This is a genomic window from Dyella silvatica, from assembly GCF_026283955.1.
Classification (GTDB): domain Bacteria; phylum Pseudomonadota; class Gammaproteobacteria; order Xanthomonadales; family Rhodanobacteraceae; genus Dyella_C; species Dyella_C silvatica.
Genome location: NZ_JAPDPE010000005.1, coordinates 79,356 through 87,292, shown reverse-complemented (window position 1 = coordinate 87,292; position 7,937 = coordinate 79,356). Strand labels below are relative to the sequence as shown.

Annotated in this window: 9 protein-coding genes and 1 tRNA gene; 4 read left to right on the top strand and 6 right to left on the bottom strand. The window is 59.9% G+C overall.

Going from position 1 to position 7,937, the window contains the following annotated elements; genetic code table 11:
* The 4 genes from thiD to OUZ52_RS02085 form a co-directional block, all read right to left on the bottom strand.
* Positions 1–800: bifunctional hydroxymethylpyrimidine kinase/phosphomethylpyrimidine kinase (thiD, locus tag OUZ52_RS02100; RefSeq protein WP_266156647.1), on the bottom strand; the 800-nt coding region annotated here is incomplete at its 3' end.
* A gap of 11 nt (positions 801–811) precedes the next feature.
* On the bottom strand, positions 812–2,191 hold the full coding sequence (locus OUZ52_RS02095; RefSeq protein WP_266156646.1) for a PhoH family protein: 1,380 nt from the start codon (positions 2,189–2,191) through the stop codon (positions 812–814).
* A 166-nt stretch (positions 2,192–2,357) separates the two neighbouring features.
* Complete coding sequence (locus tag OUZ52_RS02090; protein WP_266156645.1) at positions 2,358–2,834, bottom strand: peroxiredoxin; 477 nt, start codon at positions 2,832–2,834, stop codon at positions 2,358–2,360.
* 217 nt (positions 2,835–3,051) lie between these two features.
* A complete protein-coding gene (locus OUZ52_RS02085; protein WP_266156651.1) occupies positions 3,052–3,630 on the bottom strand; it encodes a glycine cleavage system transcriptional repressor in 579 nt (192 codons plus the stop codon).
* Positions 3,631–3,739: 109 nt separating this feature from the next.
* On the opposite strand from OUZ52_RS02085, the gene dapA reads away from it, so the two are divergent.
* Entirely contained in the window at positions 3,740–4,633 is an 894-nt protein-coding gene (dapA, locus tag OUZ52_RS02080; protein WP_266156644.1) for a 4-hydroxy-tetrahydrodipicolinate synthase, read from the top strand.
* 39 nt (positions 4,634–4,672) lie between these two features.
* Positions 4,673–5,263, top strand: coding sequence for a hypothetical protein (locus OUZ52_RS02075; RefSeq protein WP_266156643.1), 591 nt, complete (start codon positions 4,673–4,675; stop codon positions 5,261–5,263).
* Positions 5,264–5,392: 129 nt separating this feature from the next.
* Here OUZ52_RS02075 and fdxA read toward each other — a convergent pair whose 3' ends face one another.
* Positions 5,393–5,716, bottom strand: a complete 324-nt coding sequence (gene fdxA, locus OUZ52_RS02070) for a ferredoxin FdxA (RefSeq protein ID WP_266156642.1) — start codon at positions 5,714–5,716, stop codon at positions 5,393–5,395.
* A 47-nt stretch (positions 5,717–5,763) separates the two neighbouring features.
* A tRNA-Glu gene (locus OUZ52_RS02065) sits at positions 5,764–5,839 on the bottom strand.
* Between the two features lie 203 nt (positions 5,840–6,042).
* On the opposite strand from OUZ52_RS02065, the gene pcnB reads away from it, so the two are divergent.
* Complete coding sequence (gene pcnB / locus OUZ52_RS02060) at positions 6,043–7,401, top strand: polynucleotide adenylyltransferase PcnB (protein ID WP_266156650.1); 1,359 nt, start codon at positions 6,043–6,045, stop codon at positions 7,399–7,401.
* Positions 7,398–7,880 carry a 2-amino-4-hydroxy-6-hydroxymethyldihydropteridine diphosphokinase gene (gene folK, locus OUZ52_RS02055; RefSeq protein ID WP_266156641.1) on the top strand — a complete coding sequence of 161 codons (483 nt, stop codon included), beginning with the start codon at positions 7,398–7,400 and terminating at the stop codon, positions 7,878–7,880. The genes pcnB and folK overlap by 4 nt, the downstream gene beginning before the upstream one ends.
* Positions 7,881–7,937 lie beyond the last annotated feature (57 nt).

Here is a 7,937-nt window from a genome sequence, read left to right as displayed (position 1 = left end):
TGTTGAAGCACATGCGCAGGGCCGCCGCCGGGTCGATAACTGCGAGTCAAAGCACGATGCACGTAAGCAATCGCGCGACGGACGGCGGTACGCGGAGTGTGACCTTTGGCCAGCTCGGCGGTGATGGCCGAAGCAAGGGTGCAGCCGGTGCCGTGCCCCTCTCGCTGCAGGCGCGGATGACGCAGTTCAAGCATGCCGCGCTCGTCGTAGAAACGATCCACCACGACATGGCCTTCGGCATGACCGCCTTTTAGCAAGACGGCACGAGGACCGAGCGCACGCATAGCCTCGCCGGCCTGGTCAAATTCCTTCGCGCTGTGAATCGATCGGCCAAGCAAGGCTTCGGCCTCCGGTATGTTCGGCGTGACGATGTCGGCAAGTGGCAGCAGTTGGTAAATCATCGCGTCGACGGCATCGGTGGTCAGCAGGCGTGCGCCGCTGGTGGCGATCATCACCGGGTCGACCACCAGCCACGCCGGCTTGCGGCGATGTAGGTCGCGAGCGATCAAGCGAACGGTTGCTGCATTGCCAAGCATGCCGGTTTTGGCGGCGGCAATAGGAAAGTCATCGAAGATCGCGGCGATCTGGCTACGAATATGCGTAAGCGGTACGGCATGCACCGCGGTCACCTCGCGAGTGTTTTGCGAGGTGATCGCGGTAATCACCGAGAGTCCGTGTACGCCACGCGCATGAAAGGTTTTCAGGTCAGCCTGGATTCCCGCACCACCGCCGGAATCGGATCCGGCGATGGTGAGGGCAGTCGGTGGAACGACATGAGATGGCATCGTCTGGCTGGTCATTACCCTGCAGATCAAAGCGCCTCGGACGCGAAATCCGCCAAGCGAGAACGCTCACCGCGCCGCAAGGTGATGTGCGCCGAGTGCTCCCAGTGCTTGAATCGATCGACGGCGTAGGTGAGGCCCGAGGTGGTTTCCGTCAGATAAGGCGTATCGATTTGCTCGACGTTGCCGAGGCAGACGATCTTGGTGCCGGGGCCGGCCCGGGTGATCAGGGTTTTCATCTGTTTCGGGGTGAGGTTTTGTGCCTCGTCGATAATGAGGTAACGCGACAAGAAGGTGCGGCCGCGCATGAAATTGAGTGCGCGGATCTTGATGCGAGAGGCCAGTAAATCATTGGTAGCCTGGCGACCCCAGCTGCCACCTTCCACCGGATTGGCCAGCACTTCGAGGTTGTCGGTGAGCGCGCCCATCCAGGGGGTCATTTTCTCTTCCTCGGTGCCGGGCAGGAAGCCGATGTCTTCGCCTACCGATACCGTGGCGCGGGTCATGATGATTTCACGGTAGCGCTGCTGATCCATTACCTGGGCCAGGCCAGCTGCGAGTGCAAGCAGGGTTTTGCCGGTACCCGCGGTGCCCAGCAAGGTGACGAAATCAACGTCAGGATCCATCAACACATTGAGCGCAAAGTTTTGCTCGCGGTTACGGGCGGCAATGCCCCAGACGCTGTGATTGGCATGGCTGTGGTCGTCCAGCAAGACCAGCGTGGCCTTGACGTCGTCAACATGCAGCACGCGCAATTCGATACTGCTTTCACCCGGCAGGTACAGGCACTGATTGACGTACCAGTCTTCGTCATCGTGTCGATCCACCTTATAGAACGTGCGGCCGCGCTCGTTCCATGACTGCACTTCGGGGTGGCGGTCCCAGAAGGTCTCCGGCAATTCGGTGGAGCCGGTGTAGAGCAGGGAGAAGTCGTCCAGGGCGCGATCGTTTTCGTAATCCTCGGCATCGATGCCGTAGATCTTCGCCTTGATCCGTAGATTGATATCTTTGGTTACCAGGATGACCGCGCGACCTGGATTCTGATCACGCAGCTCGATCACGGAAGACAGGATCAAATTGTCTGCCTTGCCGTGGCCGTTGGTGGTGCGCTGCTGAAAGTACAGCCGGCCTACGGCGGCGCCGCGTTTGAGATTGATGCCTTGTGGGCTAGTCAGGTCCAAGCCATTGCTGATGCCGTGGCCGTTGCCGCGCTCAATCAGTTCGTTGAGAAAGCGGCTGACCTGGCGGCCGTTGCGTGAGACTTCGGAGGCGCCTTTCTTCTTTTCATCGAGCTCCTCCAGCACCGTCATCGGAATGAAGACGTCGTGCTCTTCAAAGCGAAAAAGCGAGGTGGGGTCGTGCAGCAAGACGTTGGTATCGAGAGCGTAAATGCGTTTGCTTCCGGTCATACGGAAGGAACCTCGCTGGTCATGAGGTGAATACAACGCGGCACGCGGGTTGCCGTGGGTTTCCGGCGGTGGATGCCGGGGTGCTGCCAATCATCGACACCGGCTTGCCGAGGGCGCGCCGGATTGACGAACAAACTAGAGATGCATCGAGCGGGATAGGCACGTTTCACGTTGCCGGGATAGCGTCCAATACAGCTTGAGCGTGACCTGAAACTTTTACGTTTCTCCATTCTTGTGCCAATCGGCCATCGGGATCGATGAGGAAGGTACTTCGTACGACACCCATGTGACGTTTTCCATACAGCACCTTTTCATGGATCACATCAAAGGCCTGGCACCAGGCTTCATCGGTGTCGGAAATGAGCGGAAAGGGTAGTTCTTGCTTGGTCGCGAAATTGGCGTGGGATTTGGCTGAATCGCGCGAAACCCCGATAACTTCGGCGTTGCGCTGGTGAAAATCGGCGTAAAGATCGCGGAAATCTTTTGCCTCGGTAGTGCAGCCGGGGGTGCTGTCCTTGGGGTAGAAATACACCACGACCCATTGACCTTTCAGGCTGTCGAGCTTGAGTTCAGTGCCGTCGCCAGTGATCCCTTTGAGCTTGGGGGCTTTCTTGCCGATAACATTCTTGACGACTTCAGGCATGGTTTCTCCGGCGAGGCCACGAGTGGCTTCGGCTGATGGCTGATTTGAAGGGATGGCTGACGCCGTTGGCCGGCGCGTCGGAGTAAGGCGTGCTCAGTGCGATCGGTGTGGCTCGATACGCTCGTTGCATGCACGCCCCTCGAAGGTCTCTGGGGCAAAGACTAGCGCTTGCCGCGACGGATAACAGCCCCCGCGTGATGTTTTCAGTCAGGCAGTTTCAGAACTTGACAGGATCCATGATGGCGTCGAGGTTCAGTCCATCGCAGAATTCGAGGAAATCGTCTCGCAATGCAGCGATATGGGTCTCGGCCGGGATGCCGATGGTGAACTGTGCCTGGAACATGGCCGCGCCGGTCTGCATGGCCTGGTAGCGCATGGAACTCAATTGTTCGACGCTGATGCGGTGTCGATCGAAGAAATCCACGATTTTCACCAGGATGCCCGGGCGATCGGCCGAAATGACCTCGATCAGGTAGGGCAGCAGGTGGGAATCCTGTTCGCGCTCGCGCGGGCCGGTGCGGTAATGCACCAGCCGCAGGTCCTCGTCGCGGGCCAGTTTGGTCAACGCGGTTTCCAGCTTGGCCACGGCGTCCCAGGCACCCGTGGCCAGCAAAGTCAGTGAGGTATCGGTGCCGATCGTGGCCACCCTGGCGTCCGCCAGATTGCAGCCCGCATCGGTAATGCGCCGGGCCAATGCCTGTAGCGGCGCGCGCGACGCCGGAGTCAACGTCTGGATAAGCAGTTGATTGTCGGTGCCGGCACGCGCAGAAGAACGGTTCAAAGGGGATCTACCTATGGCAAATCCCTCGCGGCACGGAAGTGGCGGGGGACGTTCAGCCAGCTTACTTGCCGCCCCGGTGAGGCCGCAAGTAACATGGCCAGCTTGGATTTTGGCGGAGTAAGCCTTGAATATTCGCGGAAGCATCTGCGCATTGGTCACCCCATTTGCCGCGGATGGCGCACTTGATCTTGTAGCGTTCGGCCGGTTGCTTGATTTTCAGCTCGAAAACGGCACCGAGGCCGTGGTGGTGGCTGGATCCACCGGTGAAGCGCACATGCTGGAGCATGACGAGTACAGTCGCCTGCTGGCTTTTGCGGTAGAGCGCGTAGCTGGCCGTGTTCCCGTTATTGCCGGTACCGGCGAGGCGGCTACGGCCAAGACGGTAGCGCTGACTCGCCATGCCAAGGCTCTTGGTGCCGATGCGGCCCTGGTCGTCGCCCCGTATTACGTACGGCCGACCCAAGAGGGGATGCGCCGCCATTTCATCGAGGTCGCTGAGCACGGTGGCTTGCCAGTGCTTCTTTATAACGTGCCCAGCCGTACCGCCTGTGACCTGTTGCCCGAGACGGTAGCCAGTCTGTGCGGCCACCCCGGCATCATCGGTATTAAAGAGGCGGCGAGCAGCGACGAGCGAATTCGTGCAACGGCGGAACTTGTCGGCCCGAATTTCGTCTACTTGTCCGGTGACGATGGTACCGCCCGTAAAGCTATGCTGGCGGGCGCCGCCGGTACCATTTCGGTAGTGGCAAACTTGGCGCCCAAAGCGTTTCGTATGCTTTGCGATGCGGCCACGCAGGGTGACCGGCAGGCTGCTGAACGTTACGATGCGTCGTTGGAGCCCTTGGTGCACGCGCTTAATTGCGCACCGAATCCGATTGCGGTGAAAGCCGGCCTGCCTGAATTGGGGCTGGGTTCCGCCGTGCCACGCTTACCCTTGATTGAACTGGAAGACGGCCCTGACCGTGCACGCATACGCGAGGCGCTGGCAGGTCTGGCATCCTTGGCAGATGCTGCCTGACCCACCGCCTTATAACTCTGAGTTACGGAACCCGACTTCATGAAGAAATCCCCGCTCGTCGTAGCCTTGCCGGCTCTGGCCCTATCCGCCTTGCTGCTGTCTGGTTGCGGCATGTTTCGCTCGCATAAGGCGTGGGAAGCCGCCAAGCAGGAGTCTCCGCTGGAGATCCCGCCGGGTCTGGACACCCCCTCGACCAGTGCGGCCCTGGTGATTCCGGAGCCGGGCGCCAACAGCCCGACCGCCAATGGCGCGACGTCCCGTGCAGGCAAGGGCGGTGGCGTGATTGCTGACGGCTTCGTGTTGTCGGGTAGCGTTGACGAGACGTATCGCCGCGTTGGCCAGGCCTTCGAGCAGGGCGATATCGGCTCGGTGATTTCGCATGATGATGCGGCACATTCGTACACCTTGAATGTGATCGCCTCGGATGCGCCGGTCGCCAAGCCGGGCTTTTTTGGCCGTCTCTTCGGTAGCAAGAAAGAAGGGGCTCCGGCTCCTGGCGCCACCCCGCATCAAGTGCAGGTCAGCGTTGGGACCAGTGGTCAGAGCGCCAGCGAAGTGCGCGCGCAGGGCGACGCCGGTGCCGTGGCCAAGGTGGTCGATACGCTCAAGTCACGGCTGAGCGGTCGCTGATCGCAAGCTGTTGCGATCAGCCGGGGCTATTGCAGCCTTAAGATGATGCACACAAAAACGCCGCCTGTTTGGGCGGCGTTTTTTATGGGCGCCGGCTTGCTAGAAGTGCCGGGTAGCCGAATACCTTGTTCAGCGCTTGAGCTGATCGAGCTTGCCGGGTTTGTTTTCCCAATCTTTTGCGTCGGGCAGTCCGTCTTTACGCTCGGTAATGACCGGCCAGTCTTTCGCCAGCTCGGCGTTCAAGGCGACAAAGCCTTCCTGGCCGGCTGGTACGTCGTCTTCCGGGTAGATCGCGTTGATCGGGCATTCCGGTTCGCATAAGGTGCAGTCAATGCACTCATCCGGATCGATGACCAGAAAGTTGGGGCCTTCGTGAAAGGCATCCACGGGACAGACTTCAACGCAGTCGGTGTATTTGCACTTGATGCAGTTGTCGGTAACGACAAAGGTCATAATTTCTGGGCTTGTGCTGAAATACCGGGCCCGTGCCAGGCCGGAAGTGGCGCTCCCTACGAGGTTCGAACTCGTGTTCCCGCCTTGAGAGGGCGGTGTCCTAGGCCGCTAGACGAAGGGAGCGAAATGCACCGGAGCGCGCTAGTATAACGAAATCGTTTCGTCCGGCAATGCCTGCGGCTTGTTTCATGCCAAGTGTTTCATGTCATGCCGTCCAAGGCTAAAGTGCTGCCGGCCTAGCCGATGCAATGGCTGTATCGGAATGCGGCATGAAAACCACCCATGGCCGCCCAGAGGGCAACTTTGGCTGCAAGGATCCACTTCGTTTGAACCTCAAATCAAGGAACGACGCCACGCCCGCGTTACGCATCATTCCGCGTGAGCAGCATGTCATTTCGCGCAAAAACATCAGTAAGGCCGCATTGCGCGTGCTGTATCGCTTGCACGAAGCGGGTTATGCGGCCTATCTGGTCGGTGGCGCCGTGCGCGACCTATTGCTTAGCGGTCACCCGAAAGACTTCGACGTGGCAACCAATGCCACGCCGGACGAGGTCAAGAAGCTGTTCCGTAATTGCCGGCTGATCGGGCGCCGTTTTCGGCTGGCCCATGTCGTGTACGGGCCAGAGATCATCGAGGTGGCGACTTTTCGCGGCACCGGTGAGGAGGGTGGTGAAGGCGATCGGCATATGGTCGATGGCCGGATTGTGCGCGACAACGTCTGGGGCACCATCGAAGAGGACGCCGTTCGCCGCGATTTCCGTGTCAATGCCTTGTATTACGACATCAGCGATTTCTCGGTGCGCGACTACGTTGGCGGCATGCAGGACGTACAAGATCACGTGCTGCGTCTGATCGGCGATCCGGTCACGCGTTACCGTGAAGATCCCGTACGCATGCTGCGCGCGGCTCGTTTGGCGGCCAAGCTCAATTTTCGTATCGACACGGCCGCAGCGGCGCCTTTTGAAGAGCTGGGGCCGTTGCTTGCCGATGCTGCTCCGGCCCGGTTGTTCGACGAATCGCTGAAGATGTTTCTCGGCGGCCATGGGCTGAAGAGTTTTCGCATGCTGGAGCAATGCGGCCTGCTGAAATTCATGTTTCCGGCAACCGCTCGTGCACTCAAGCGTGGCGATGAAGCGTTGCGCTCCTTGATCGAGCAAGGCCTAGCCAATACCGATGCGCGCAGTGCCGAAGGCAAATCGGTCACGCCGGCCTTTTTGTTTGCGGTGTTGCTGTGGGGTGAGGTGCGCGATCAGGCACATGCCTGGATGGTCAAGGGCATTGATAGCAACGACGCATGGGATCGTGCGGCCGCACATGTTGTAGCCGAGCAGTGTCAGCGCGTGGCTATTCCGCGCCGCTTTACTTTTACGATGGAAGAGATCTGGTCATTGCAGCCGCGCTTCGAGCAAGTGCAGCGCAAGCGGGTTTTCCGTTTGATGGCGCATCCGCGTTTTCGTGCGGCGTTCGATTTCCTGCTGCTGCGTGGGGCCGAGTCGTCTGCCATGCACGAACTGGGGCAATGGTGGTCGCATGCGCAGAAACTGCCGCATGAAACCTTGGCCGCAGCCTTGTCTGGTGTGGCTGATGTCGGCGCGGAGCCGGTGGCGGCAAGTACCACTGCGGCAGGCAAGCCACGTAAGCGTCGGCGCCGGCGTAAAAGCAATGGCAAGCCGGACGCCACGTGACGCAAGCTTATGTGGCGTTAGGAAGCAATCTTGGGGATTCGCGTCAGCAATTGCTTGATGCGATGAACAGGCTTGCCGCGTTGCCGGGTACCCGGCTAGTGGCTAGCTCGCGGCTTTATCGCACACCGCCATGGGGGCATCTGGAACAGCCGCCCTTTGTGAATGCCGCTGTGTTGCTGGATACCATGCTGTCGCCGCATGAGCTGCTCGACGCGATGCTTGCCGTCGAGCACGCGGCAGGACGCATTCGCGAGGGTGTGCGATGGGGGCCGCGGACCTTGGATCTGGACTTGCTGCATATGGACGGTGTGCAGCTCGATGACGAGCGCCTGACCTTGCCGCATCCGCGCATCGCCGAGCGCGTTTTTGTTTTGCTTCCATTGCACGATTTGGCACCGCAGCTGCTGCTGCCCGGGCAAGGACGAGTAGATCAATTACTTGCCGGATTGGACCCGACCGATTGCGAAGTCTTGCCTTGAGCAGCTTTGCCTTGAGCTATGGCGGTCACGCGCCGGATAATCGAGCGCTTACGCTTC

Bases quoted from the DNA above. Each gene is read 5' to 3' on its own strand.
- OUZ52_RS02095 (WP_266156646.1), bottom strand. From the start codon at position 2,191: ATGACCGGAAGCAAACGCATTTACGCTCTCGATACCAACGTCTTGCTG.
- OUZ52_RS02090 (WP_266156645.1), bottom strand. From the start codon at position 2,834: ATGCCTGAAGTCGTCAAGAATGTTATCGGCAAGAAAGCCCCCAAGCTC.
- OUZ52_RS02075 (WP_266156643.1), top strand. From the start codon at position 4,673: ATGAAGAAATCCCCGCTCGTCGTAGCCTTGCCGGCTCTGGCCCTATCC.
- fdxA (WP_266156642.1), bottom strand. From the start codon at position 5,716: ATGACCTTTGTCGTTACCGACAACTGCATCAAGTGCAAATACACCGAC.